This is a genomic window from Stenotrophomonas sp. CFBP 13724, from assembly GCF_014841975.1.
In the GTDB taxonomy this organism is placed as follows: Bacteria; Pseudomonadota; Gammaproteobacteria; order Xanthomonadales; family Xanthomonadaceae; genus Stenotrophomonas; species Stenotrophomonas lacuserhaii.
The window spans coordinates 1-25,641 of sequence record NZ_JACYUW010000001.1; the positions used below are offsets into that span (position 1 = coordinate 1).

A 25,641-nucleotide genomic window follows, 5' to 3' on the forward strand; every position below is an offset into this window, starting at 1 on the left:
CCTGCTCGCCCGCCAGCAGATCGCGGTGGCGATGGAGCGCGCCCGGCGCGCGGCCGACGCCGATATCGCCGAACGCCAGGCCGTACTGTCGCGCTGACCCGCGCGTGATGGAGGCGATGACGGCCAACGGTCGTCACCCCCGATCAAGTCGTCATGCCGTGGGCGCTACGGCACGGCCTGCCCCACCCTCTCAAATGGTAACTGTTATCATTATCATCCATCTTCAGGGGGAGTGCGTCAGCGCGTGCCGCGGTTTATCCTGAATGGGGGGAAACCCCAGCGAGACCCCTTCGCGCTCGGCTTACACGCAGCGACCTAGACTGAGGCGCAATTTTTTTGAATCTACCGGGTGAGCGATTCGTGGGCTCCTGTAATGAGAGAGATCGGTTGCGGGCCCTGAAGCGCGATGTGCGGAACGGGGATGCGTGGGATGGATCGTGTTGCGCAGGCAGCACGGCAGGCCTGCGCGTTGACGCGAGGTAACCTGGATGACTGAGACCCCCCCCCGCGTCCGGCTTGATGCAGGCCTGGCGATGCTGCCCGATGGCGGCTCGCCGCTGCCCATGCCCGAACAGGAACTGCACCGGGGCGAGCTGAAGATCCGCCGCCACCGTACCTCGCCGCGCCTGATCGGGCTGCGCCGGGCCTACCTGTTCGGTGGCACCGCGCTGATGACCGCTGCGGCCACCGTGATGATGTGGCGGGTACTGTCGCCGAACGGGGTCAGCGTGCTGGAGGCCTGCCTGCTGGTGCTGTTCGTCGGCCTGTTCGGCTGGATCGCGCTGGCCTTCGCCAGTGCCGTGGCCGGCTTCCTGACCGCGGTGTTCGATCGTGGCTACCGGCTGGGCATCGACCCGGACGAGCCGCTGCCGCAGCTGCATACGCGTACCGCGTTGCTGATGCCCACCTACAACGAAGACCCGCGGCGGCTGCTGGCCGGCCTGCAGGCGATCTACGAATCGGTGGCGGCCACCGGCCAACTGGCCAACTTCGATTTCTACGTGCTCAGCGATACGCGCCGCGAAGACATTTCGCATGCCGAAGAGCAGGTATTCGCCGAACTGCGCGAAACCCTGGATGCGCACGACCATCTGTTCTATCGCCGCCGCGCCGACAACGGCGGGCGCAAGGCCGGCAACATCGCCGACTGGGTGCGCCGTTTCGGTGGCGACTATCCGCAGATGCTGATCCTGGACGCCGACAGCCTGATGACCGGGGACACCATCGTCCGCCTCGCCGCCGGCATGGAACACAACCCGGACGTGGGCATCATCCAGACCCTGCCGGTGGTGGTCGGTGGCCGCACGCTGTTCTCGCGCATGCAGCAGTTCGGCGGCCGCGTGTACGGCCCGGTGATCGCCCGCGGCGTGGCGTGGTGGCACGGCGCGGAAAGCAATTACTGGGGCCACAACGCGATCATCCGCACCGTGGCCTTCGCCGAGAACGCCGGCCTGCCCGCGCTGCCCGGGCATGAGCCCTTCGGTGGCCACGTGCTCAGCCACGACTTCGTGGAAGCAGCGCTGATGCGTCGCGGTGGCTGGGCCGCGCACATGGTGCCCTACCTGAAAGGCAGCTACGAAGAAGGCCCGCCGACGCTGACCGACATGATGGTGCGCGACCGCCGCTGGTGCCAGGGCAACCTGCAGCACGGCAAGATCGTCGGCAGCCGCGGCCTGCACTGGATCAGCCGGGTGCACATGCTGATCGGCATCGGCCATTATTTCACCGCCCCGATGTGGGCGATGCTGATGCTGATCGGCATCGCCATCCCGCTGTTCCAGGAGGGTATCGACCTCAACGGCGTGCTGCATCTTTCGCCCAGTGTCTACTGGCGCACCCAGGACGAAACCCACGTGGTGCGGCTGTTCGCGGTGACCATGGGCGTGCTGCTGATGCCGAAGATCCTCGGCTACCTGGCCACCCTGCTGGAACCGGCCTGCCGTCGCGGCTGTGGCGGGGCGGTGCGGATGTTCATCGCCATGCTGCTGGAAACCGTGCTGGCCGCGCTGATGGCCCCGGTGGTGATGTACGTGCAGTCGCGTGGCGTGGCTGAAGTGCTGGCGGGCAAGGATTCGGGCTGGGATGCCCAGCAGCGTGACGATGGCCGCGTGGACTGGTTCGCACTGGTCAAGGCCTACGGCGGGCTGAGCCTGTTCGGCGCCTTCATGGGCGTGCTGGCCTGGGCGGTTTCGCCGGCGCTGGCGGCCTGGATGGCCCCGGTGGTGATCGGCATGATGCTGTCCATCCCGGTGGTGGCGCTGACGTCCTCACGCGGCCCGGGCAGCTGGCTGCGCCGGTTGAAGCTGATGGACATCCCCGAAGAACGCGACCCGCCGCAGGTGCTGGTGCGTGCCGCGCAGTTGCGCCGCGAAGCGCTGGCAAAGCCGCCGCTGTACTGAGTCGCGCATAATGCGGCTTCGATACAGAGGAGCCGCAACATGCTGCAGACGGTGGAACAGGAAACCGGCGCATCGCCGCAATGGGCAGTCATCTGGCTGCATGGACTGGGTGCGGACGGCAACGACTTCGCCCCGATCGTGCCCGAGCTGGTGCGACCGGGCTGGCCCGCGCTGCGCTTCGTGTTCCCGCATGCGCCGGTGCGTCCGATCACCATCAACAACGGCGTGCCGATGCGCGGCTGGTACGACATCGTCGGCATGGACTTCCGTTCGCGTGCGGACATGGACGGTGTGCGTGCTTCGGTGGTTGAACTGGATGCGCTGATCCAGCGCGAGATCGACCGTGGCATTCCGGCCGAGCGCATCTTCCTGGCGGGCTTCTCGCAGGGCGGGGCGGTGATCCTGACCGCTGCCCTGCAACGTACCGCACCGCTGGCCGGGCTGATCGCCCTGTCCACCTACCTGCCCGAAGCCGAGACCGCCGCGCGCATCGATGGCGCCGTGCAGGTGCCGGTGTTCATGGCGCACGGCACGCAGGATCCGGTGATTCCCCTGCAGGTGGCCGAACACACCGCCGCCACGCTGCGCACGCTGGGCGTGGAGGTGCAGTGGCAGTCCTATCCGATGGCCCACCAGGTGTGTGGCGAAGAGATCAACGCACTCGCTGACTGGCTGCAGACCCGCCTGCAGGCTGGCTGACGCATGAGCACGCCTGCCGCCACGCCCTGGATGCCCGAGCTGTGCCGCCTGCCGCGGCTTGCCGCGATGTGCGGCCTGGCGTTGCTGGTGGTGGTGGTGCTGGCGCTGGCGCCTGACGACGGACGCCACTGGAGCCTGGGCCGGTTGCTGTCGGCCAGTGGTTTTGCGCTGTGGCTGGCGCTGGCAGTTACCGTGGCGCTGTGTGGGCTGCGCAAGCTGCTTTCGAGCCTGCCTGCGCTACCGGGATCGGTGGCGGCCATCGCGCTGACGGCGGTGATCGCGGTGATCGGCGCGGGCATCATCCATGCCCTGTATGCGGCACTCGGCGATGACTTCGCCAACGGCATCGGCTTCTGGCGCTTCACCCTGGGCAGTGCGGCCACCACCGCACTGATCAGCGCGGTGGCGCTGCGCTACTTCTATGTCAGTGACCGCTGGGCGGCGCAGGTGCAGGCACAGGCCCGTGCTGAGGCCGATGCCCTGCAGGCACGCATCCGCCCGCATTTCCTGTTCAACAGCATGAACCTCATCGCCAGCCTGGTACGGCGCGATGCGGTGGTGGCCGAACGCGCGGTGCTCGACCTGTCCGACCTGTTCCGCGCCGCATTGGGTGCGGGCGAGGGCGATTCGACGTTGCACGAAGAATGCGAGCTGGCCGAGCGGTACCTGTCCATTGAATCGCTGCGGCTGGGCGAACGTCTGCAGGTACGCTGGCAGCGACCTGCCGAACTGCCCTGGCAGCAGCCGATGCCGCGGCTGGTGCTGCAGCCGCTGGTCGAAAACGCGGTACTGCACGGCATATCGCGACTGCCCGAAGGCGGCCTGATCGAACTGGAACTGGCCTGCGTGGACGCCGTGCTGCAGATCCTGATCCGCAATCCGGCACCGGACCCCAGCGCACCGGCCTTGTCGCTGTCACGCGGTACCGGGCATGCCCTGCACAACATCGCCCACCGGCTGGCATGGCGCTTCGGTCCGGCCGCGCGGATGACGGCAGGCTGGAGCGGGGGCTACTATGAATGCCGCATCGCCATACCGGTTCGATGAGGGGAGCGCCGTGAGGGTAGTGATCGCAGATGACGAACCGCTGGCGCGCGAGCGCCTGCAGTCGCTGCTGGCCGATCTTCCCGATGTCTCCGTAGTGGCCGAAGCGGCCAATGGCGAGCAGGCGCTGCACGCCTGTGCGGAGCTGCAGCCGGACCTGGTACTGCTGGATATCGCCATGCCCGGGCTGGATGGACTGGAGACCGCGCGGCATCTTGCGACCTTCGAACCGCGCCCGGCGGTGGTGTTCTGCACCGCCTACGATGCACATGCGTTGTCGGCCTTTGAAGCGGCGGCGATCGATTACCTGATGAAGCCGGTGCGGCCGGAACGGCTGGCGGCGGCGATCGAGCGGGCGCGTGTTTTCCTGGCCGGGCGCGGTGACTCGCAGGGCAATGGCGATGGCCGTGCGCGCACGGTGTTGTGCGCGCGCCTGCGCGGCGGCCTGCGTCTGATTCCGGTGGAGGACATCCACTACCTCCAGGCCGAGGAAAAGTACGTGGTGGTCCACCATGCACGTGGCGAAGACCTGATAGAGGAATCGCTGAAGTCGCTGGAAGAAGAGTTCGTTGCCCGTTTCGTGCGCATCCACCGCAATTGCCTGGTGGCCCGCCACGAGCTGATCGAACTGCGCCGCGGCACGGCCGGGCAGGTGCAGGCGGTACTGCGGCATGGCAAGCAGCCGTTGGAGGTAAGTCGCCGCTGCGTGGCGACCCTGCGGCAGGATCTGCGTCACCTGTAAGAACGTCGACATCACTATCAACGGCAAAAGCTGCAGGGCTGTGTGTTGGCGGGGCGGGGTGGCTGTGCAGGACACGCCGTGAATCCGTCCATGGAGGCTCGCTTTTCGCACCCATGCGAAAAGACGGTCCTGCACAGCCACCCCGCCCCACCTTCGACAGGTCCATGGCGGCCTTGGACATGCGGCGCTACCGCTTTTCCTTCTTTCATTACGTGGCGGGCGGCTACCGGAACCTGTCACGGTGCCGGGTGGTGGGGCTGGGCGGGGGCGTTGAGCGCCATGGATGGCGCGAAACGAGGCCCGCATGGACGCAGTTTTTGCCGTCCCCCGACCGGCCCCACCACCCGGCGCCAAGCACGCAGCCTGCTTTTCGCAGCAGCCCGCCACGAGGGGGCTCCACCCGTTCGCCCCCCATCCCGATGCGCGATAATGACCGCATGGATACCCTGCGCATCGCCACCCGCAAGAGCCCGCTCGCCCTCTGGCAGAGCGAATACGTCGCTGACCGGCTTCGCCACGCCCACCCCGGCCTGCATGTCGAACTGATACCGATGAGCACCCGCGGCGACGAAGTGCTGGACCGCTCGCTGGCCGCCATCGGCGGCAAGGGCCTGTTCCTGAAAGAGCTGGAGCTGGCGATGCTGCGCGGCGAAGCGGACTGCGCGGTGCATTCGCTGAAGGATGTGCCGATGGAACTCGACGCGCCGTTCGTGCTGTCGGCGATCCTGCCGCGGCATGACCCGGCCGACGGCTTCGTTTCCAATCTGTATGCCTCACTGGATGCACTGCCGCTGGGCGCGCGCGTGGGGACCTCCTCGCTGCGCCGCCAGGCCCAGTTGCGCGCGCTGCGCCCGGACCTGGAACTGCTGGACCTGCGTGGCAACGTCAATACCCGCCTGGCCAAGCTGGACAACGGCGGCTACGACGCCATCGTGCTGGCCGTGGCGGGACTGGAGCGGCTGGGACTGGGGCAGCGCATCGTGGCACGCCTGCAGCCGCCGCACTGGCTGCCGGCACCGGCGCAGGGGGCGGTGGCGGTGGAATGCGATGGCGGCAATGCCGAGCTGCTGCGCTTGTTCGCCGCGCTGGACGACGCGCGCACCCGCAGCTGCGTGGAGGCCGAGCGGGCGATGAATCGCACGTTGCATGGCAGCTGCCATGTACCGGTGGCGGCGATCGCGCAGTGGCAGGGCGAGGACCTGCACCTGCAGGGGCTGGTTGGCGGCGTGGCCGATGGCAGTGCGGTGCGTGCCGAAGCCGTGGGCCCCGGCACGGATCCCGAGGCGCTGGGCAGGACCGTGGCGCAGCTGCTGCTCGATGGCGGGGCAGGCGAACTGCTGGTGTAGCGCCGGGCGTAGTGCCGACCAAGGTCGGCACTACCGGGGAGTGCGGTCGCCTTATTTGAACTTGTAGACCACGTTCATGGTGGTCAGCGTGTCGGTCTTCTGCTTGTCGTCGGCCACGTCGCTGTTGTGGCGCGCCTGCCAGGCGGCCTTCAACGCGAGATGTTCGTTCATGCTCACCGACACGCCGAAATCGTTCTGCGCGAAGGTGTTGTACGAACCCGATTCGACCAGCAACGTGTTGACCAGGTCGGTGTTGGGGGTCAGCGAATACTTGATGTCGAAGAAGCCACGACCGATCAGGCCGGTGCGGGTCTGATCGTCTTCGGTGCTGTGGGTGCGGCGCACACCGGGGCCGACCTGGGCGTCCAGCGAGAAGCGGTCATTGCCCCACAGCCGGGTGCCGTAACCCAGACCGAACGAGCTCTGCCGATCGTAGGTGGCGAAATCGTCGCGCTCGTAACGGACCGTGGCGGTGATCTGGCGGTGTTCGCCCAGTTGCAACGCGCTGCCGGCACTGCCGGTGTAGCGGTTGGCGGTGGTGTTGCTGACCTTGCTTTCGGTGCCGTCGTCGTTGGTCTGGATCGATTCCGAACGCGAACGCAGGCCGAACAGGTCCATGCTGTGCACCCAGTCGTCATCGGTGTAGCGCAGGCGCAGGCGACCGTTGGCGCTCTCGGTGGTGCTGTTGCCGCGTGCAGAAGCGAAGCCCAGTTCACCGCCGCTGCCACTCCACGGAGAGGTCATCGCCGCCAGTTCGGCGGGGTCCTGGGCGAATGCCGCAGGAGCGGCCAGCAACAACGGAACCAGCAGGGAAACACGCAGGGACATCAGGAATTCTCCGGGGGCGGGGATCGAACGCAGTGCGTGATGATAGCGTTAACCCCTCGCTGCCTCGACCGCAGACGACGCCGCGCTTCAGTCGGCGTTTCTACAAATCCCCATTCAGGACAGAGGGAGCTGCGTCCCCCGGTGGCGGAACCTGCAGCGTTGGATCATTCAAACGGGAATAGCGCAGGGTGATCCGGTAGGGCTGCTGCTTGTTGAAGCCATCGCGCTGGATCTGCCGCGGAAGCCCGTCGCCGCCGATCCAGTACTGCAGCGTCTCGCCGCTGCCGGCCGGGCCGTCGATCCGGTACACGCGCGTGGCCGTGCCGTCGATGTCGGCCGGCCCACGGTCGTCCACCTGCAGGTCCTGCAAGCTCGCTTCGGAGGGCAACGGGCTGCGCCATTGTTCCAGCGTGCCGGCCGGCAGCGGCACCTGCTGCATGCGGCCCTCCGCCTGCAGGAAGAAGGTGTCGCCGATGATCGTCTGCACGCCGGCCGGTGTGTCCAGCCGATAGCGGTCCGGGGCCACGAAGTCCATGCCGCTGCGGACCACCTGGCCCGCCTGTGCGCCGTGCAGTGTCATCTCGGCGTGGAAGCTGCGCAGGCTGGCGAAACGTCGGCTGGCCTCCAGCACGGCCGACGCTGGGTCCGCCGCCGGCGTTGCCGCCGGGTGCGCGGCATCAGCCAATGGCACGCTGGCCGGCGGCGGGGTGGGGTGTTCGCAACCCACCAGCAGCGCGGCAGCCAGGACCAGGGAGAAGCAGGGAAGCAGGCGCATGCGGGGCAGGCCGAGGCGTGGGGATCGACACGATAGCCGATCATGGCCGCCACAATGGCCGCGAGTCGGACATAATCGGGGTCATGGACCGATACGAACGCATCACTGCCCTGCATCGTCTGCTCAAGTCTGCCCGCTATCCGGTCACGGTGGCGACGCTGCAGGACAAGCTTGGCTGTTCCCGTGCCACGGTCTACCGCGACCTGGCCTTCCTGCGTGATGCGCTGATGGCACCGATCGAAGGCGACGGCGAGGCGGGCTTCCGCTACATGGCCGATGAAAGCGATCGCTTCGAGCTGCCCGGGCTGTGGCTGAGTTCGGAGGAACTGCACGCGTTGCTGGCCTCCCAGCACCTGCTCGCACGCACCGGTGGTGGCGTGCTGTCCTCGGTGCTGGCCCCGCTGCAGCAGCGCATCGAAGGCCTGTTGGCGGCCCAGGCCGGCGTTTCCAGCTGGCCGGTGGACCGGGTCCGGGTGATTCCGCACCGGGTGCGCAAGTTCGACGAAGGCAGCTTCCGCAGCGTGGCGTCGGCGGTGCTGGAACGCCGCCAACTGGCGTTCGAATATCGCGCGCGGTCCACCGACGAGGCCACCCGCCGCACGGTATCGCCCCAGCGCCTGACCCACTACCGCGACAACTGGTACCTGGATGCCTGGGACCACGACCGCGATGCCCTGCGCAGTTTCGCCGTGGACCGCATCAACAAGGCACGGGTGATCGATGCGCCGGCCACCGATGTCGATGACACCGTGCTGGACGCCCAGCTGGGTGCCAGCTATGGCATCTTCTCCGGCGCCCCGAAAGGCTGGGCGACGATCCTGTTCAGCGCCAAGGCCGCCCGATGGGTGGCCGACGAGCACTGGCACGCCAACCAGCAGGGCCGTTACCTGGCCGATGGGCGCTATGAACTGAAGGTGCCCTACAGTGTTTCCCGCGAATTGCTGATGGATGTGCTGCATTACGGTTCCGATGCCGAGATCATCGAACCGGTGATGCTGCGCGAACAGGCCAAGAGCCTGCTTGCCCTGGCCCTCAGCAATTACGAATGACCCTCTCCCCCGAGACCCTCCCATGATGAAGAAGTCCCTGTTGTTGTCCCTGTTCGCTGCCGTGGCCCTGGCCGCCTGTGGCAAATCCGGCGAACCCTCGCAGAAGCTGATCGTGGCCGCCACGGCGGTGCCGCACGCGGAGATCCTCGAGGTGGTCAAGCCGATGCTGAAGGAGCAGGGTGTCGACCTGGATGTGCGCGTGTTCAACGACTACGTGCAGCCCAACGACCAGCTGGTGCAGAAGCAGGTGGACGTCAATTACTTCCAGACCGAGCCCTACCTGGACGCGTACAACCGGGATCGCAAGTCCGGGCTGGTGACCGTTGCCGGCGTGCACATCGAGCCCTTCGGCGCCTATTCGCGCAAGGTCAAGTCGCTGGACGAACTGCGCGAAGGCGCCGACGTGGTGATCCCCAATGATCCCAGCAACAACAGCCGCGCGCTGATCCTGCTGCACAACGCCGGGGTCATCCAGCTGCAGGACCCGAAGAACGCGCTGGCCACCCAGCGCGACATCATCGCCAACCCGAAGAACCTGAAGTTCCGCGAGCTGGATTCGGCGATGCTGCCGCGTGTGCTGGACCAGGTCGACCTGGCGCTGATCAACACCAACTACGCGTTGGATGCCGGCCTGAACCCGACCCAGGATGCGCTGGCGATCGAAAGCAAGGACTCGCCGTACGTGAACTTCCTGGTGGCGCGTCAGGACAACAAGGACGACCCGCGCGTACAGAAGCTGGCCCAGGCGTTGACCAGCCCGCAGGTGAAGGAATTCATCGCGCAGAAGTACAAGGGAGCGGTGCTGCCGGCGTTCTGATCCATCGGTCCGCCGGGCATGGCCCGGCGCTGACGGAACCCCGCGTCACCACGCCAGGGCCGCCTTGACGGCCCGTTGCCAGCCCGCATACAGCGCCTCGCGCTGGGCCGCGGACATCGTCGGCTCGAAGCGCCGGTCCACGCCCCATTGGGCCGCGATCTGCGCACGGCTCTCCCAGAAACCGGTGGCCAGCCCGGCCAGGTAGGCCGCGCCCAGCGCGGTGGTTTCCGCCACCTGCGGACGCAGCACCGGCACGCCCAGCAGGTCGCTCTGGAACTGCCCCATGAAGTCATTGGCAATCGCCCCGCCGTCGGCGCGCAGTTCCTTCAACTCGATGCCTGCGTCGGCCTGCATGGCGGCCAGCACGTCGCGGGTCTGGTAGGCCATCGATTCCACCGCAGCGCGGATGAAGTGTTCTTTGGTGGTGCCGCGGGTCACCCCGAACATCGCGCCGCGCGCATCGCTGCGCCAGTACGGCGCGCCCAGCCCGACGAAGGCCGGCACCAGGTACACGCCGCCGGTATCGGGCACGCGTTCGGCATAGGCCTGGCAGTCGCTGGACTTGCCGAACATGCGCAGCCCGTCGCGCAGCCACTGCACCACCGAACCGGCGACGAAGATCGAACCTTCCAGCGCATATTCCACCTGGCCGTCGAGGTTCCACGCGATGGTGGTCAGCAGGCCATTGGCTGAAGTGACCGCGTGGCGCCCGGTGTTCATCAGCATGAAGCAGCCGGTGCCATAGGTGTTCTTGGCCATGCCCGGTTCGAAACAGGCCTGCCCGAACAGCGCCGCCTGCTGGTCACCGGCGATGCCGGCGATGGGAATCTGCCGGTCGAAGAAGAACTGCGGCCGCGTATGGCCGTACACCTCGCTGCTGCTGCGCACGTCCGGCAGCATCGCGCGCGGTATGTCCAGCAGCGCCAGCAGCTCCTCGTCCCAGGCCAGGGTATGGATGTTGAACAGCAGCGTGCGCGCGGCATTGGTCATGTCGGTCACGTGCACCGCGCCGCCGGTGAGGTTCCAGATCAGCCAGCTGTCGATGGTGCCGAACAGCAGTTCGCCGCGTTCGGCCCGCGCCTGCGCGCCGTCCACATGGTCCAGGATCCAGCGGATCTTGGTGGCGGAGAAGTAGGCATCCACCACCAGCCCGGTCCGGCTGCGGATCAGCGCCTCATGGCCATCGGCCTTCAACTGCTCACAGATCGCCTGGCTCTGGCGCGACTGCCAGACGATGGCGTTGTGGATCGGCTGGCCGGTCGCCCTGTCCCAGACGACCGTGGTTTCGCGCTGGTTGGTGATGCCGATGCCGGCGATGCGGCGCGGATCGACCTGCTGCTGGTTGAGCAGTTCGGTCAGGGTGGTATAGACGCTGGTCAGGATCTCGCGCGGATCGTGTTCCACCCAACCGGGCTGTGGGAACAACTGGGCGAACTCACGTTGCGCGCTGCCCGCGATACGACCATCACGGTCGAACAGGATGGCACGCGAACTGGTGGTGCCCTGGTCGATGGCAAGGATGAAATCAGGTTCCATGAAGGTGTCCTGGTCGGTTGGTGGGACGCTGCGGCAGCGACGCGCGCGGCAGGGAGTTCATTGTGCGCCGCGTTCGCTCGCAACGACCGTGGAATCCGCCAGCGCACGCTGGCGCGCCGGCAGGAACGGCAGGATGAGCCAGCGGTAGGCGGCCCCGCCGAGCGCGCCGCCGATCAGCGGGCCGAGGATGGGAATCCACCAGTAATGGTGTTCGGCCGGCAACGCGGCGCGGTCCCAGCCGGCGAGCCAGGCGAACACGCGCGGACCGAAGTCGCGGGCGGGATTGAGCGCCCAGCCCTCCAGATAGCCCATCGACGCGCCGATGCAGGCCACCAACAGGCCGATCATCAGCGCGCCGCCGTTCGCCCCCGGTGCGGCTTCGTTGTAACGCTCGGTGATGGCGAAGATGCCAAACACCAGGAACGCGGTCAGGATGACCTCGTTGCGCAGCGCATGCAGCGGCGTGACCGCCAGTCCCGGCGCAGTGAAGAACACCCCGGCCGCTCCTCCTTCAGCGCGGGTCATGCCGTGCAGGTCGTTGTAATGGTCGATGACCGGGCCATACAGCAGCAGCACGATCGCCGCGCCGAGGAAACCGCCCAGCACCTGCGCCGCCCAGTACGGCAGCACGCGTGACCACGGAAAACCGCGATACAGCGCAAGGGCCAGGGTCACCGCCGGATTGGCGTGGGTGCCCGATACCGACGCCGTTGCGTATATCGCAACGGTGACCGCCAGTCCCCAGGTGATGCACAACCCCCAGTAGGCATGCTGGTAGGGGCTGGGGTCGTACAACAGGTACATGGCGGCTGCAGAGCAGCCGATGCTGATGATGATCGCCACCGCGACCGCCTCGGAAATCAGTTCGCCTGCAAGCTGCCGTGGTGACATGCGGTGTTCCTCATCGTGCAATCAGGGAGAGCCCACGGCGCGTCGGCCGGTGGCAGCGTGGGTGTCCAGCCAGCAGGCCAGCCGATGCTGCTGCGCGGCGTCCAGCGCCAGGCCCAGTCGGGTCCGTCGCCACAGCACGTCATCTGCCTGGCGAACCCATTCGTGCGCACACAGGTAGCGCATTTCGGCTTCATACAGATCAGCGCCGAAATGCGTGCCGAGCGCGGCCATCGAATCGGCCTGGCCGAGGATCAACGCGGCCCGCGCGCCATAGGTGCGGGCCCAGCGCGCCGCGAGCGCTGGCGGCAGCCATGGCCACTGCGTTGCCAGCCAGGCCGCGCCCTGCGCCGGCGTACCGCGTTCGGCCCCGGGCAGCGGCGCGCCGGTGGCTGTCCATGCAGGCGCTGCATTGCCGCCATGGCGCGCCAACAGGTCAACCGCCTCTTCGGCCAGGCGTCGATACGTGGTCAGTTTGCCCCCGAGTACGTTCAACAGCGGCGCGCCACCGGCATCCAGTTCCAGCCGGTAATCACGGCTCAACGTGCTGGCTTCCGCGTCCGCGTCGTCCAGCAATGCGCGCACCCCGCTGAACTCCCACACGATGTCGCGCGGGCTGGTCTGCTGGCGGAAGCTGCGATTGGCCGCCGCGCACAGATAGTCACGCTGGGCATCGTCCACGTGCACAGCGCCGGGATCGCCATCGAAGTCCACATCGGTCGTGCCGATGAGGGTGTAGTGGTCTTCAAAGGGAATGGCGAACACGATGCGGCCATCGGGTTGCTGCAGCAGGTAGGCATGGTCATGCGTGTACAGCGCAGGCACCACGATGTGGCTGCCCTGTACCAGCCGCAACGGCGCGCGCCGGGTCAGGCTGATGTCGTCGACGAACCCTGCCGCCCAGGGACCGGTGGCATTGACCAGCATGTGCGCGCGCACGCTGCGTGGGGTGCCATCCGGATCCAGCAGGTCCACCGACCACCCATCGGCCTCTCGCCATGCCTGTTCGCAGCGCGTGCGCGTCCAGATGCGGGCACCACGCTCGGCCGCATCGATCGCATTGAGCACCACCAGCCGCGCGTCCGGCGCCTGCGCGTCGGTGTAGGTGAACCCACGGCGCAGGCCATCATGCAGCGGTGCGCCAAGCGGATGGTTGGACAGCCGCAGTGGACGCGATCGAGGCAGCAGCGGTGATCGTCCACCCAGGTGGTCGTAGAGCCACAACCCCAGGCCGATCAGCCACGCAGGCCGAAGGTGGGACTCATGCGGCAGTACGAAGGGCAGCGGCTGCACCAGGTGCGGCGCGATCCGCAGCAGGACCTCGCGTTCTTTCAATGACTTGCGGACCATGCCGAACTGGCGGTGTTCCAGGTAGCGCAGCCCGCCATGGATGAGCTTGGAGCTCGCGCTGGACGTGTGCGAGGCCAGATCGTGCTGTTCGCACAGGGCGACATCCAGCCCGCGTCCCGCCGCGTCGCGGGCGATCCCGGCTCCGTTGATCCCACCGCCCACCACCAGCATGTCGAGCATCTGCGGTCGCCCTCCGGCAGGCATCTGCCATCTCTGGGCCGAGCCTAGCGCACTGCGGCTGGCGGAAATGTGGCATGCGCACCGTTGCGCGTGCGCGGTGAAATGACAACGGGCCCCGAAGGGCCCGCTGCAGTAAAACCGATGGTGCTTGCGACGTGCTTAGAAGCGCGCGCCGATACCGAAACCGACAGTCCACGGATCCAGCTTGGCGTCTGCGCCGGTACCTTCGCCGCCGACCTTCACTTCCGGACGTGCGTGCATGTAGCGCGCATCGGCGCGGGCGAACCAGGTGGAGTTGATGTTCATGTCCACGCCGACGGTGCCGATGGCGCCCTTGGCGGTTTCCAGGCCGATGTGCTCGGTGACGCCCGGCGCGGTCAGCTCTTCATTGCTGAAGTTCGACTCGTAGTAACCGACGCCGACGAACGGACGGAACACATTGTCCGCCTGACCGAAGTGGTACTGGCCGCTCAGTGCGATCGGCTGCTGTTCCACCGTGCCCAGGCGCTCGTTGCCGACGCCGCGCACGCGGTGGTTGAACTTGTCGGCTGCGCCCCACAGTTCAACGGCCCAGTTGTCGTTGATGTAGTAGCTCAGGCTCAGGGTCGGTGCCGGGCCGCCATCGAACTTGCGGATGCCTTCAACCGGATCGTTCTTCGGCTGCAGCAGGGCCACACCGCCGACGACGGCGAAGTGCTTGCCCGACGCCGTGTCGGTGCTGCTGTCAGTGGCCGAATAGTCCTGCGCGAAGGCGCTCGGAGCAAACGCGGCGGCGGTCAGCAGGGAAAGGCTCAGGATACGGATGGAGCGCATGGGGGAATCTCCTCGGGGTTCTTGTTATGGGTCCCCTGTCGGGGCGCAGCCAACGTATTCCCGTGAACATGAATCGAGTCCGACGCGCGTTAAAAATTAGTTGGGTGTGTTCAGCAAAACGTGGGTTCTGCCTACTGCCATGTAGAGTGTCCTGCATGGAAGATGTTCATGCAGATCGTCGAGATGTGACTGAAAACGACCTGTGCGTGGGGCTTGCTGCGCAGCTCGGTGCGCGAACACGTGTGCTGGTGCTGGGTTCGATGCCGGGCGTGGCGTCCCTGCGCGAGGCCCGTTACTACGCCCATCCACGCAACCGCTTCTGGCCGTTGATGTCCCTGTTGGCCGGGATCGATGCGCGGCTGCCGTACGCGGCGCGGGTGGCTGCGCTGAACGACGCCGGTATCGGCCTTTGGGATGTGATCGGGCGATGCCGCCGGCGGGGCAGCCTGGATGCGGACATCGTGCGCGGCAGCGAGGTGCCCAATCCGATCGCGGAGGTACTGGCGACGCTGCCGGCACTGCAGTTGGTGGCGTGCAATGGTGCCGCCGCACACCGCGCCTTCCAGCGCTTCATCGTTCCGGGCCTGCAGCGGCCGCTGGACGTACCGGTGCTGGCGCTGCCCTCGACCAGTCCTGCCAATGCGGCCGCCTCGCTCCCGGCGCTGCACCACGCCTGGCGGGCGGTAGGTGAGTCACTGGCGCGCCTGTAGTGAAGGGACAATACGCCACCGACTGGAAGCTGTTGGTGGCATGCCGTTGCAGCGCAAGCGCCCTGCTACAACAGCGTGTCCCGGGACAGTGCGGACTGAAAACGCCATCAACGGTTGGCGAGGGGGCCATGCTGGCCGCACAATAGAGGATTCCCTACACCAGATTGCCGGAGTTATCCCCATGGCCGAAATCAAGGAAGCCCTCGTCCCCGATATCGGTGACTACAGCGATATCCCGGTAATCGAGGTGCTGGTCGCCGTCGGCGACACGGTCAAGAAGGACCAGGGGCTGGTCACGCTGGAAAGCGACAAGGCGACGATGGAAGTGCCCTCGTCGGTCGCAGGCGTGGTCAAGGAGATCAAGGTAAAGGTCGGCGACAACCTGTCTGAAGGCAAGGTCGTGGCGCTGATCGAGGTCGCTGAAGGCGACGCACCGGCCGCCAAGCCGGCCGCCGCCGCCGCTGCCGCACCTGCGCCGGCCCAGGCTGCCGCCGCCCCGGCGCCAGCCGCCCAGCAGAGCGCCCCGGCCGCTGCCGCCCCGGCCCCCGCCGCCGGTGGTGGTGCGGTGGAAGCGCTGGTCCCGGACATCGGCGATTACTCGGATATCCCGGTCATCGAGATCCTTGTCGCTGTGGGCGACACGGTGAAGAAGGACCAGGGCCTGGTCACGCTGGAAAGCGACAAGGCCACGATGGAAGTGCCCTCGTCGGTCGCCGGCGTGGTCAAGGAAATCAAGGTCAAGGTCGGTGACACCCTGTCGCAGGGCAAGGTCGTGGCGATCATCGAAACCGAAGGCGCGGCCAATGCCGCTCCGGCGCCGACCAAGGCCAACGCCGCAGCCAACGAAGCGGCCGAAACCGCCACCAAGGTCGAGCCGGTCGCCGTGCCGGCACAGCCGGACAAGCTGGCTGCCCGCGAGATCGCCAGCGCCCCGTCCGCCGGGGCGCCGACCAGCCCGCCGGTGCAGTTCAACGCCGACAGCGTGCTGCCGGCCAAGGTGCCCTATGCCACCCCGGCGGTGCGCGTGTTCGCCCGCGAACTGGGCGTGGACCTGCTGCAGATCAGCGGTACCGAAAAGGGCGGCCGCATCACCAAGGGCGACGTGCAGAAGTTCGTCAAGGCCGCACTCACCGGCGGCGGCGCTGCTGGCACGTCCGCGCCGGCTGCTGCCGGCGGTGGCTTGAACCTGCTGCCCTGGCCGAAGGTGGACTTCAGCAAGTTCGGTGAGGTCGAAGTCCAGCCGCTGTCGCGCATCAAGAAGATTTCCGGTGCGAACCTGGCGCGCAACTGGGCCATGATCCCGCACGTCACCCAGTTCGAACAGGCCGACATCACCGATCTGGAAGCCCTGCGCGTGGCGCTGAACAAGGAAAACGAGAAGGCCGGCATCAAGCTGACCATGCTCGCCTTCCTGGTCAAGGCCAGTGCCGCGGCGCTGAAGAAGTTCCCCGAGTTCAACGCCTCCCTGGATGCCAGCGGCGAGAACCTGACCCTGAAGAAGTACTTCAACATCGGCTTCGCCGCCGACACCCCGAACGGCCTGGTCGTTCCGGTGGTGCGCGATGTCGACAAGAAGGGCGTGGTGCAGATCGCGCAGGAAAGTGGCGAGCTGGCCAAGAAGGCACGTGACGGCAAGCTGGGTCCGGCCGACATGAGCGGTGGCTGCTTCTCGATCAGCTCGCTGGGCGGCATCGGTGGCACCGCGTTCACCCCGATCGTCAACGCACCGGAAGTGGCGATCCTGGGTGTGTCCAAGTCATCCATCCAGCCGGTCTGGAATGGCAAGGAGTTCGCGCCGAAGCTGATGCTGCCGCTGTCGCTGAGCTACGACCACCGCGTCATCGATGGCGCACTGGCCGCACGCTTCACCACCTACCTGTCGCAGGTACTGGCAGACATGCGCCGCGTACTGCTCTGATCGAGCCGGCAAGCCCCCTCCGTGTGGCCGCCGCCCTGCGCGCGGCCGCGTGACGAACTGCAGCAGACGCCCGCCGGCCCTCCCGCGCGGGCATGAAGGAAACCACCATGGCCACGATTGAAGTCAAGGTTCCCGACATCGGCGATTACAGCGATGTGCCGGTGATTGAAATACTGGTCGCCGTTGGCGACACGGTGAAGAAAGACCAGGGTCTGCTGACCCTGGAGTCCGACAAGGCAACGCTGGAAGTGCCGTCTTCGGCCGCCGGCGTGGTCAAGGAGCTGAAGGTCAAACTCGGCGACACGCTGTCCGAAGGCGCCGTGGTGGTGCTGCTGGAAGCCGAAGGCGAGGGCGCCGCACCGGCCGCGCCGGCCAAGGCGAGCGCGCCTGCCGCCCCCAACAGCAAGCCGCCGGTGACCCCGTCGCACCGCGCCCCGGCTGAGCCGGTCGCGCCGAAGCCTGCGCTGTCTTCCGGCAAGGCCGCCGACATCGAATGCGCGATGGTCGTGCTGGGCTCCGGCCCGGGCGGCTACACCGCCGCGTTCCGTGCCGCCGACGTCGGCTTGGATACCGTCATCGTGGAGCGCTACGCCAGCCTGGGCGGCGTCTGCCTCAACGTCGGCTGCATTCCGTCCAAGGCCCTGCTGCATGCCGCAGCGGTGATCGATGAAGTCGCCCACGCCGGCGATTTCGGCGTGGAATTCGGTGCGCCGAAGATCACTCTGGACAAGCTGCGCCAGTACAAGGAAAAGGTGGTCGGCCAGCTGACCAAGGGCCTGGCCGGCATGGCCAAGCAACGCAAGGTGCGCAGCGTGCAGGGCGTGGGCCGCTTCGTGTCGGCCAATGAGCTGGAAATCACTGCTGAAGACGGCAGCACCCAGCTGCTGCGCTTCCAGCAGTGCATCATCGCAGCGGGTTCGCAGGCGGTGAAGTTGCCGAACTTCCCGTGGGACGACCCGCGCGTGATGGACTCCACCGATGCGCTGGAACTGGCCGACGTGCCGGGTTCGTTGCTGGTGGTCGGTGGCGGCATCATCGGCCTGGAAATGGCCACCGTGTATGCCGCACTGGGCAGCAAGGTCACCGTGGTGGAGTTCATGGACCAGCTGATGCCGGGCGCCGACAAGGACCTGGTCAAGCCGCTCGCTGACCGCCTGAAGAAGCAGGGCGTCGAAGTACACCTGAAGACCAAGGCATCCGGCGTCAGTGCCGACGCCAAGGGCGTGACGGTCACCTTCGAAGCCGCCGCGGAAGGCGAGACCCCCGCGTTGCAGCAGGGCACTTTCGACCGCGTGCTGGTGGCCGTGGGCCGCTCGCCGAACGGTGGCAAGATCGGTGCGGAAAATGCCGGCGTGCAGGTGTCCGATCGCGGCTTCATTCCGGTGGACCGCCAGATGCGCACCAACGTGCCGCACATCTTCGCCATCGGCGACATCGTCGGCAACCCGATGCTGGCGCACAAGGCAACCCATGAAGGCAAGCTGGCTGCCGAAGTGGCTGCCGGGCACAAGAAGGAATGGGTCGCACGGGTGATTCCGTCGGTGGCCTACACCAACCCGGAAATCGCCTGGGTCGGCGTGACCGAAACCGAAGCGAAGGCCAAGGGCCTGAAGGTCGGCGTGGCGAAGTTCCCGTGGGCGGCCAGTGGCCGTGCCATCGGCATCGGCCGCACCGAAGGTTTCACCAAGCTGATCTTCGACGAAGAGACCCATCGCATCATCGGCGGCGCCATCGTCGGTGTGCACGCCGGCGACCTGCTCGCGGAAATCGGACTGGCCATCGAGATGGGCGCGGAAGCCGAGGATATCGGCCATACCATCCATGCCCATCCGACGCTGAGCGAATCGGTGGCGATGGCATCGGAAATCTACGACGGCACGATCACCGACCTGTACATGCCGAAGAAGAAGTAAGCCGCCAGGCGCCGGGCGCAGCCCGGGGTGTTCCCGGCCCAAAAAAAACCCCAGGCATGCCTGGGGTTTTTCGTCTGCGCAGCGGGGATCAGAACGACAGGCTGACGCCGGCCACCGGGCCCTTGAACTCCTGCTTCAGGCCGATCACGCCGTCGCTGCCCTTCTGGTCGACGTCCAGCTTGAACCAGTCGTAGCCGGCGAAGAGGCCGAAGTTGTCGGTCAGGCGGTACTCGACGATCGCGTTGGCGCGGCTCAGGTCGCCTTCGTAGTCATCGAAGCTGCCCCAGCTGGTGTTGAGGTACTGGCCCTGCAGGTTGATCATCCAGCGGTCAGCCGGGTTGAAGGTCAGGCGTGCACCGACCACCGGCGCCACGCCGTTTTCCTTTTCATCCAGGAAGCGGCCGTTGTAGACGTTGCCCAGGTCGGCATAACCCTTGGCGCTGATCTGCGCCCATTCGGCACCGATCTGCAGGCCGAGGTCGAAGCGGTCGGTGTCCACGACCGAGTAGTCATACACCAGGGTGGCAACCTGGTACTTCAGCTCGGCCTTGACGAAGCTGCCTTCCGGAACGTTGATCTCGCCGAAGGCGATACCGTCGTTCAGCGTCTCACGGCGGTCCTTGTCCCACTTGAAATAATCGAAGATCAGGCGCTGGCGGTCGCTGAAGCGGAACACGCCATCCACGCGCGGCTCCCATTCCTTGCCGCCCATGCTGAAATCTTCGTTGAGGTTCACGTCCTGGCCGGCAACGGTGGTGCTGCCGCGGATCGTGTTGTCGGTATCGATGTTCATCGCACCCAGGCGCAGCGTGAAGCGGTCATCGCCTTCGGCAGCATGCGCGTTGGAGGCAAAGCCGGCGCCGACGGCGGCCAGCGAAAGAGCAAGCAGGGTGGTAACGGGGCGCATCGGCAGGAATCCTTGCAGTGGTTCAACGAAAGTTGCGCCACTATCGCTATCTCCGCGTCCACCATTCGTGAGCGTATTGTGTAGGCGGCGTCTTCACAGGTCGCTATCAAGCGTGACGACCAACGGTCGTCACCCACCGCCGCGCGGTAGCGCCCAGCGATGCTCGGCGAGCGCAGCGGTACAAAAAAAAGTCCCGCCGGGCAGCGGCGGGACCCCGTGCAGACCTGCGCAACTGCGCCGACGAGGATGAGAGAGGGCAGGTCGAGGGGTTGGACACACCATCGCGACGAAAGTTCAATGCTGCATCGCCGCAAGGGCCTGAGCCCCGCTGGGCCTGATTGTCCCGCCCCCGGCCGGAAAATTCCCGGTCATCCGGCAACTTGCATCGATCCGGGATGAACACGCAGCGGTTGTCTCGCAAATTGTCCCATTGCTATAATTTGGCGGCTCGACGAGGCACCACGCTGCTGCCTCATGCCTTCCACTCCAAATGTGCGGGACGTCTCTGTGCTGAATTCCGTTGATCCGGGTCGGCGACTGATGCTGCGCGCCGCGGTCTACCCGCTGGCCGCGGTGATTGTCCTGGCCCTTGGCTTCCTGCTGGTGAGTCCGAAACATGCGCTTGGCGCACTGCTTTCCGGCCTCGCGGTTTCGGCCGGTGGCTGGGTGGCGGCACGGATGGCACTGGGCGGCGGGGTACAGGCAGCTGGCTCGGCAATGGCAAGGCTGATCATCGCCGTCGTTGCCAAGTGGGCCGTGGTATTTGGCGTGTTGATCGCAGGCATCCTGGTGTTCAGGCTGCCGGCGGTGGCACTGCTGGCCGGTATCGCGGTCGGCTTGATGTTCCAGGTCCTGGCTCTGGCCAGGCGTTGATCGAATTTCTTAATAACTAAGGTTCCGGACACATGGCAGGCGAGGCGCTGACACCCACCTCCTATATCCAGCATCACCTGCACAACCTCACCGTTGGGCACGGCAGCCCGTGGGCGCTGCATCTGGATACCATCGCCACGTCGGTCCTGATGGGTCTGGTGATGGTTTTCGCCTTCTGGATGGCGACGCGCAATGCCACGGCCGGCGTGCCGGGCAAGTGGCAGGCCTTCGTGGAGATCTGCCTGGAGTTCGTTGACCGCCAGGCCAAGGACACCTACCACGGCACCAGCAAGCTGGTGACCCCGATCGCCATCACGATCTTCTTCTGGATCCTCCTGATGAACCTCATCAAGATGATCCCGGCCGACTTCATCGCCATCCCGCTCGAACTGCTGGGCGTGCCGTACTGGAAGCCAGTGCCGACCGCCGACGTCAACGCCACCCTCGGCATGTCGATCAGCGTGTTCTTCCTGATGCTGTTCTTCGCGCTGCGCTCCAAGGGCATCGGCGGCTTCACCAAGGAATTCCTGACCGCCCCGTTCGGCAAGTGGATGCTGCCGTTCAACCTGATCCTGAACATCGTCGAGTGGCTGTCCAAGCCGATTTCGCTGGCGATGCGACTGTTCGGCAACATGTTCGGCGGGGAAATCGTGTTCCTGCTGATCTGGGTGCTGGGCGGTGCAGGTATCGCCGGCATCTTCGCAGGCGCGTTCGCCGGCTTCGGCTGGATGCTGTTCCACCTGCTGGTGATCCCGCTGCAGGCTTTCATCTTCATGATGCTGTCCATCGTGTACCTGAGCCTGTCGGAAGACGCTCACTGAGTTTCGCTGCACCCTTCATCCGTTAGTTTCCAAATCCCTTAGCAATCACGTTCCCGGAGAAAACCATGTACTTCGCCGTCCTGACCAATCTCGCCCAGGTCCAGAGCTCCACCGTCCTCGCCGTCGGCATCATGATCGGCCTGGCCGCGCTGGGCGCAGGCCTGGGTCTGGCCATCATGGCTGGTAAGTTCCTGGAATCGGCCGCGCGCCAGCCGGAACTGATTCCGGTGCTGCAGGTCCGCATGTTCATCACCGCCGGCCTGATCGACGCCGCGTTCATCATCTCGGTCGCCGTGGGCCTGCTGTTCGCCTTCGCCAACCCGATGGTCGGCGAGTTCGTCGCCCGCCTGCCGGCAGTGGCTGGCTGATCCAGCCCCAAGTGAAACGACCGGGCGCTTCGGCGCCTGGTTGCGGATGAAGGTTCGGAGGTGCCGCCCGCAAGGCGGCACGTCCACCCCGTCACCACTGACTGAGCGAAAACAATGGATATCGGTTTTACCCTCATCGCCCAGGCCCTGGCCTTTGCTGCCCTGATCTGGATCATCGCGACCAAGATCTGGCCGCCCCTGATGAACGCGATCGAAGAGCGCCAGCAGAAGATCGCTGAAGGTCTCGCCGCTGCCGATCGCAGCCAGAAGGACCTCGCCCAGGCACAGGACAAGGTCAACGAAGCGCTGAAGGAAGCCCGCGGCAAGGCCAATGAAATCATTGACCAGGCCCACGCGCGCGCCAACCAGATCGTTGAAGCCGCCAAGAATGAAGCGATCACCGAAGCCAACCGCCAGAAAGAACTGGCCCAGGCTGAAATTGACCTGGCTGCCAATCGTGCCCGCGAAGAACTGCGCAAGCAGGTTTCCGCGCTGGCCGTAAGCGGCGCAGAGAAGCTGCTCAAGCGCGAAATCGATGCTAACGCCCACAAGGCGCTGCTCGACGAGCTGGCTTCGGAGATCTGACATGAGCCAGGCCCTCACGCTTGCCCGTCCCTACGCCCGCGCCGCTTTTGCGACCGCGCGCGACGAAGGTGCGTTCGCGCCGTGGTCGGACGCCCTTGCGTTCTCCGCCCACGTCGCTGCCGACCCGCGCGTGTCGGCCCTGCTCGCCAACCCGGAGCTGGGTCGCGACGATGCCGTCGCCCTGCTGGCACCGGAACAGCGCAGCGAGACCTTCTCGCGTTTCCTGTCCATCCTGGCCGATGCCCACCGCCTGCCGCTGCTGCCGGAAATCGCTGGCATGTACGACCAGCTGCGTGCCGAAGCCGAACACGTGGTCAAGGCCACCGTGACCTCGGCCAACGAACTGGCCGCCGGTGAACTGGATGCGATCAAGGCTGCCCTGCGCAAGCGCTTCGGCCGCGACGTGGAAGTGTCCACCGCGGTGGATGCCTCGCTGATCGGCGGCGCCGTGATCGACGCCGGTGACGTGGTCATCGACGGTTCGCTGAAGGGCAAGCTTGCCCGCCTGCAGACCGCGCTCGCTAACTGAATTCAATTACCGTCCGGCCTCAACGCCGGCACTAGGACTCGACGATGGCAACCACGCTCAACCCCTCCGAAATCAGCGAACTGATCAAGAACCGCATCGAGAAGGTCAAGCTGGCCGCGGAATCGCGCAACGAAGGCACCGTGACCAGCGTGTCCGACGGCATCGTGCGCATCTTCGGCTTGGCCGACGTGATGCAGGGCGAAATGATCGAACTGCCGAACAACACCTTCGCCCTGGCCCTGAACCTGGAGCGCGACTCGGTCGGCGCCGTGGTCCTGGGTGATTACCAGAACCTGCGCGAAGGCGACGTGGCCAAGACCACCGGCCGCATCCTGGAAGTGCCGGTCGGTCCGGAACTGCTCGGCCGCGTGGTGAACGCGCTGGGCGAGCCGATCGACGGCAAGGGCCCGCTGGGCACCCAGCTGACCGCTCCGGTGGAGCGCGTTGCGCCGGGCGTGATCTGGCGCAAGTCGGTCGACCAGCCGGTGCAGACCGGTTACAAGTCGGTCGACTCGATGATCCCGATCGGCCGCGGCCAGCGCGAGCTGGTCATCGGTGACCGCCAGACCGGCAAGACCGCGCTGGCCATCGATGCGGTGATCAACCAGAAGGACACCGGCATCAAGTGCGTGTACGTCGCGATCGGCCAGAAGGCATCGACCGTGGCCAACATCGTGCGCAAGCTGGAAGAAAATGGCGCCCTGGCCCACACCGTGGTCGTGGCCGCCACCGCGTCCGAATCGGCTGCGATGCAGTACATCAGCGCCTACTCCGGCTGCACCATGGGTGAGTACTTCATGGACCGCGGCGAAGACGCGCTGATCGTGTACGACGATCTGTCCAAGCAGGCTGTTGCCTACCGCCAGATCTCGCTGCTGCTGAAGCGCCCGCCGGGCCGTGAAGCCTACCCGGGTGACGTGTTCTACCTGCACTCCCGCCTGCTCGAGCGCGCTGCCCGCGTGTCCGAAGAGTATGTGGAGAAGTTCACCAACGGTGCGGTGACCGGCAAGACCGGTTCGCTGACCGCGCTGCCGATCATCGAAACGCAGGCCGGCGACGTGTCCGCGTTCGTGCCGACCAACGTGATCTCCATCACCGACGGCCAGATCTTCCTGGAAACCGACCTGTTCAATGCCGGTATCCGTCCGGCCGTCAACGCCGGTATCTCGGTGTCGCGCGTGGGTGGTTCGGCCCAGACCAAGATCATCAAGAAGCTGTCCGGCGGCATCCGTATCTCGCTGGCGCAGTACCGCGAGCTGGCTGCGTTCGCGCAGTTCGCCTCGGACCTGGACGAAGCAACCCGCAAGCAGCTCGAGCGCGGCCAGCGCGTCACCGAACTGATGAAGCAGAAGCAGTACGCCCCGATGTCGATCGCCAACCAGGCACTGTCGATCTACGCCGTCAACGAGGGTTACCTCGACGACGTGCCGGTCAACAAGCTGCTGGCGTTCGAAGAAGGCCTGCACGCGCACTTCGCCAACACCCAGGGCGAGCTGATCGGCAAGGTCAACGCCACCGGCGGCTGGGACAATGACATCGAAGGTGCCTTCAAGAAGGGCATCACCGAGTTCAAGACCACCGGCAGCTGGTAACAGCGCACGTGGAGCGGGGCAGGTCCCCGCTCTACCGTTGAACATACGGGAATAAGAGATGGCAAGCGGACGCGAAATCAAAACCAAGATCAAGAGCGTGCAGAACACCCGCAAGGTGACGCGCGCGCTCGAGATGGTCTCGGCCTCCAAGATCCGCAAGGCGCAGGAGCGGATGAAGACATCGCGTCCGTACGCGCAGGCGATGAAGCAGGTGATCGGCCATCTGGCCCAGGCCAGCACCGATTACCAGCATGCGTTCCTGGTCGAGCGTGAACAGGTCAAGCGCGTGGGCTACATCGTGATCTCGTCGGATCGCGGCCTGGCTGGCGGCCTGAACAACAACCTGTTCCGCAAGACGCTGGGCGAAGCCCGTGCCTGGCAGGAAAAGGGTGCCGAAGTGGACATGGTGACGATCGGCCAGAAGGCATCGACCTTCTTCCGTCGCATCAAGGTCAACATGGTCGGCAGCGTGACCCATCTGGGTGACGTGCCGCGCCTGGAATCGCTGATCGGCGTGATCAAGGTGATGCTCGATGCGTTCACCGAGGGCAAGGTCGACCGCGTGTACCTGGTGTACAACCGCTTCGTCAACACCATGACCCAGACCGCCAGCTTCGACCAGCTGCTGCCGTTGCCGGCCGCTGAAAAGCAGGTCGCGCACCACGACTGGGACTACCTGTACGAACCCGATGCCGCGACCGTGCTGGAGCACGTGATGACGCGTTACATCGAGTCGCTGGTGTACCAGGCCGTGCTGGAAAACGTGGCCTCCGAGCATGCCGCACGCATGGTGGCGATGAAGGCGGCCAGCGACAACGCGAACAAGCTGATCGGAACCCTGCAGCTGGTCTACAACAAGGCCCGCCAGGCAGCGATCACCCAGGAAATCTCCGAAATCGTCGGCGGCGCAGCAGCAGTTTGACGCGCACGTCCAAAGCACAAATCTAGAGGATGCAGCA

The 25,641-nt window shown here is 66.0% G+C and carries 24 protein-coding genes; 17 read left to right on the top strand and 7 right to left on the bottom strand.

Annotation, left to right across the window (positions count from 1 at the left end; all coding sequences use genetic code 11):
- Positions 1–488 precede the first annotated feature (488 nt).
- The 5 genes from mdoH (at position 489) to hemC (ending at position 6,230) form a co-directional block, all read left to right on the top strand.
- Positions 489–2,399 carry a glucans biosynthesis glucosyltransferase MdoH gene (mdoH, locus tag IFT63_RS00005; protein ID WP_042614447.1) on the top strand — a complete coding sequence of 637 codons (1,911 nt, stop codon included), beginning with the start codon at positions 489–491 and terminating at the stop codon, positions 2,397–2,399.
- A gap of 39 nt (positions 2,400–2,438) precedes the next feature.
- Positions 2,439–3,098: an alpha/beta hydrolase gene (locus tag IFT63_RS00010; RefSeq protein WP_042614446.1), complete on the top strand. Its 660-nt coding sequence runs from the start codon at positions 2,439–2,441 to the stop codon at positions 3,096–3,098.
- Positions 3,099–3,101: 3 nt separating this feature from the next.
- Positions 3,102–4,145, top strand: coding sequence for a histidine kinase (locus tag IFT63_RS00015; RefSeq protein WP_042614445.1), 1,044 nt, complete (start codon positions 3,102–3,104; stop codon positions 4,143–4,145).
- Complete coding sequence (locus IFT63_RS00020) at positions 4,114–4,884, top strand: LytTR family DNA-binding domain-containing protein (protein WP_192082853.1); 771 nt, start codon at positions 4,114–4,116, stop codon at positions 4,882–4,884. Before IFT63_RS00015 ends, IFT63_RS00020 begins: the two co-directional genes overlap by 32 nt.
- 437 nt (positions 4,885–5,321) lie before the next feature.
- Positions 5,322–6,230 carry a hydroxymethylbilane synthase gene (gene hemC, locus IFT63_RS00025; RefSeq protein WP_042614556.1) on the top strand — a complete coding sequence of 303 codons (909 nt, stop codon included), beginning with the start codon at positions 5,322–5,324 and terminating at the stop codon, positions 6,228–6,230.
- Between the two features lie 51 nt (positions 6,231–6,281).
- Here the strand turns inward: hemC and IFT63_RS00030 are convergent, their stop codons facing one another.
- A complete protein-coding gene (locus IFT63_RS00030) occupies positions 6,282–7,058 on the bottom strand; it encodes a DUF481 domain-containing protein (RefSeq protein WP_042614557.1) in 777 nt (258 codons plus the stop codon).
- 100 nt (positions 7,059–7,158) lie between these two features.
- Positions 7,159–7,833: a hypothetical protein gene (locus IFT63_RS00035; protein WP_192082854.1), complete on the bottom strand. Its 675-nt coding sequence runs from the start codon at positions 7,831–7,833 to the stop codon at positions 7,159–7,161.
- Between the two features lie 83 nt (positions 7,834–7,916).
- Here IFT63_RS00035 and IFT63_RS00040 point away from each other — a divergent pair, with 83 nt between their 5' ends.
- Both IFT63_RS00040 and IFT63_RS00045 read left to right on the top strand, forming a co-directional pair.
- On the top strand, positions 7,917–8,882 hold the full coding sequence (locus tag IFT63_RS00040; RefSeq protein WP_101101229.1) for a YafY family protein: 966 nt from the start codon (positions 7,917–7,919) through the stop codon (positions 8,880–8,882).
- A 25-nt stretch (positions 8,883–8,907) separates the two neighbouring features.
- Positions 8,908–9,699 carry a MetQ/NlpA family ABC transporter substrate-binding protein gene (locus IFT63_RS00045; protein ID WP_042614585.1) on the top strand — a complete coding sequence of 264 codons (792 nt, stop codon included), beginning with the start codon at positions 8,908–8,910 and terminating at the stop codon, positions 9,697–9,699.
- Positions 9,700–9,744: 45 nt separating this feature from the next.
- Here IFT63_RS00045 and glpK read toward each other — a convergent pair whose 3' ends face one another.
- The 4 genes from glpK to IFT63_RS00065 all read right to left on the bottom strand — a co-directional run bounded on the left by glpK (position 9,745) and on the right by IFT63_RS00065 (position 14,466).
- Positions 9,745–11,235: a glycerol kinase GlpK gene (glpK, locus tag IFT63_RS00050; protein ID WP_192082855.1), complete on the bottom strand. Its 1,491-nt coding sequence runs from the start codon at positions 11,233–11,235 to the stop codon at positions 9,745–9,747.
- Positions 11,236–11,292: 57 nt separating this feature from the next.
- Positions 11,293–12,126 (bottom strand): MIP/aquaporin family protein, encoded by an 834-nt coding sequence (locus IFT63_RS00055; protein WP_192082856.1) that lies wholly within the window; start codon positions 12,124–12,126, stop codon positions 11,293–11,295.
- 21 nt (positions 12,127–12,147) lie between these two features.
- The gene (gene glpD / locus IFT63_RS00060) at positions 12,148–13,653 is read right to left on the bottom strand and encodes a glycerol-3-phosphate dehydrogenase (RefSeq protein ID WP_192082857.1); all 1,506 of its coding nucleotides are present in this window, start codon (positions 13,651–13,653) and stop codon (positions 12,148–12,150) included.
- Between the two features lie 159 nt (positions 13,654–13,812).
- The gene (locus IFT63_RS00065) at positions 13,813–14,466 is read right to left on the bottom strand and encodes an OmpW family outer membrane protein (protein WP_042614563.1); all 654 of its coding nucleotides are present in this window, start codon (positions 14,464–14,466) and stop codon (positions 13,813–13,815) included.
- 155 nt (positions 14,467–14,621) lie between these two features.
- On the opposite strand from IFT63_RS00065, the gene IFT63_RS00070 reads away from it, so the two are divergent.
- The 3 genes from IFT63_RS00070 to lpdA all read left to right on the top strand — a co-directional run bounded on the left by IFT63_RS00070 (position 14,622) and on the right by lpdA (position 19,007).
- A complete protein-coding gene (locus IFT63_RS00070; RefSeq protein WP_192082858.1) occupies positions 14,622–15,176 on the top strand; it encodes a DNA-deoxyinosine glycosylase in 555 nt (184 codons plus the stop codon).
- A 181-nt stretch (positions 15,177–15,357) separates the two neighbouring features.
- A complete protein-coding gene (gene aceF, locus IFT63_RS00075) occupies positions 15,358–17,094 on the top strand; it encodes a dihydrolipoyllysine-residue acetyltransferase (RefSeq protein ID WP_192082859.1) in 1,737 nt (578 codons plus the stop codon).
- Positions 17,095–17,201: 107 nt separating this feature from the next.
- Positions 17,202–19,007 carry a dihydrolipoyl dehydrogenase gene (gene lpdA, locus IFT63_RS00080; RefSeq protein ID WP_192082860.1) on the top strand — a complete coding sequence of 602 codons (1,806 nt, stop codon included), beginning with the start codon at positions 17,202–17,204 and terminating at the stop codon, positions 19,005–19,007.
- Between the two features lie 88 nt (positions 19,008–19,095).
- Here the strand turns inward: lpdA and IFT63_RS00085 are convergent, their stop codons facing one another.
- On the bottom strand, positions 19,096–19,914 hold the full coding sequence (locus IFT63_RS00085) for a hypothetical protein (RefSeq protein WP_042614566.1): 819 nt from the start codon (positions 19,912–19,914) through the stop codon (positions 19,096–19,098).
- Positions 19,915–20,421: 507 nt separating this feature from the next.
- Between IFT63_RS00085 and IFT63_RS00090 the strand changes: the two genes are divergently transcribed.
- From IFT63_RS00090 to atpG, 7 genes are all read left to right on the top strand, one after another.
- A complete protein-coding gene (locus tag IFT63_RS00090; RefSeq protein ID WP_182657364.1) occupies positions 20,422–20,787 on the top strand; it encodes a hypothetical protein in 366 nt (121 codons plus the stop codon).
- Positions 20,788–20,819: 32 nt separating this feature from the next.
- Entirely contained in the window at positions 20,820–21,608 is a 789-nt protein-coding gene (atpB, locus tag IFT63_RS00095) for a F0F1 ATP synthase subunit A (RefSeq protein WP_192082861.1), read from the top strand.
- A 65-nt stretch (positions 21,609–21,673) separates the two neighbouring features.
- The gene (atpE, locus tag IFT63_RS00100; protein ID WP_042614569.1) at positions 21,674–21,976 is read left to right on the top strand and encodes a F0F1 ATP synthase subunit C; all 303 of its coding nucleotides are present in this window, start codon (positions 21,674–21,676) and stop codon (positions 21,974–21,976) included.
- A 114-nt stretch (positions 21,977–22,090) separates the two neighbouring features.
- Complete coding sequence (locus IFT63_RS00105) at positions 22,091–22,561, top strand: F0F1 ATP synthase subunit B (RefSeq protein WP_042614570.1); 471 nt, start codon at positions 22,091–22,093, stop codon at positions 22,559–22,561.
- 1 nt (position 22,562) lies between these two features.
- A complete protein-coding gene (locus IFT63_RS00110; protein WP_057508091.1) occupies positions 22,563–23,090 on the top strand; it encodes a F0F1 ATP synthase subunit delta in 528 nt (175 codons plus the stop codon).
- A gap of 44 nt (positions 23,091–23,134) precedes the next feature.
- Positions 23,135–24,682: a F0F1 ATP synthase subunit alpha gene (gene atpA / locus IFT63_RS00115; RefSeq protein ID WP_042614572.1), complete on the top strand. Its 1,548-nt coding sequence runs from the start codon at positions 23,135–23,137 to the stop codon at positions 24,680–24,682.
- 58 nt (positions 24,683–24,740) lie between these two features.
- Positions 24,741–25,604, top strand: a complete 864-nt coding sequence (atpG, locus tag IFT63_RS00120; RefSeq protein WP_042614573.1) for a F0F1 ATP synthase subunit gamma — start codon at positions 24,741–24,743, stop codon at positions 25,602–25,604.
- The last annotated feature ends 37 nt before the right edge of the window (positions 25,605–25,641 follow it).